The 551-nt window shown below is 65.0% G+C and carries 1 protein-coding gene; it reads right to left on the bottom strand.

What is annotated here, in order from left to right; genetic code table 11:
• Window positions 1-399: VOC family protein (locus D1614_RS28680; RefSeq protein ID WP_147384412.1), on the bottom strand; the 399-nt coding region annotated here is incomplete at its 3' end.
• Window positions 400-551 lie beyond the last annotated feature (152 nt).

The raw sequence follows: 551 nt of genomic DNA, 5'->3' as shown, positions 1-551 counted from the left end.
TGCGTGGTCCGGATCGGTATAGGCCGCAGTGAGCGCGCGCGGCGTGATCTGCCACGACACCCCCCACTTGTCTTTGCACCAGCCGCAGGCGCTTTCCTGCCCGCCGTTGCTGACGATGGCGTCCCACAGCCGATCGGTCTCGGCCTGGTCATCGGTCGCAATCTGGAACGAGAACGCCTCGCTGTGTTTGAACTGCGGGCCGCCGTTCAGCCCCAGGCACGGAATGCCCGCCACGGTGAACTCCACCGTCAGCACGTCGCCCTCCTGGCCGGCGGGGTAGTTGCCCGGCGCGCGGTGGACGGCGGTGACTTTGCTGTCTGGGAAAGTCTGGGCGTAGAAGTTGGCCGCGTCCAGCGCATCGCGGTCGTACCACAGACAGATCGTGTTCTTGCTGACCATGCGTGTCTCCTCACCGGGCGGGCGCCGGCATGTGAGGTGGAGGCGGTCCACACCTTGCGCGCCCGTGATGTGACGTGGATGCCTTTGCCACTGCCGTGGCTTGCACTCTCTCACATTCCTACGCTTGCGACGGTACTGATTCTCGTAGGTTT

This window comes from Maribellus luteus (assembly GCF_003576475.1).
GTDB lineage: Bacteria > Bacteroidota > Bacteroidia > Bacteroidales > Prolixibacteraceae > Draconibacterium > Draconibacterium luteum.
This window is presented reverse-complemented; position numbering and strand designations above follow the sequence as displayed.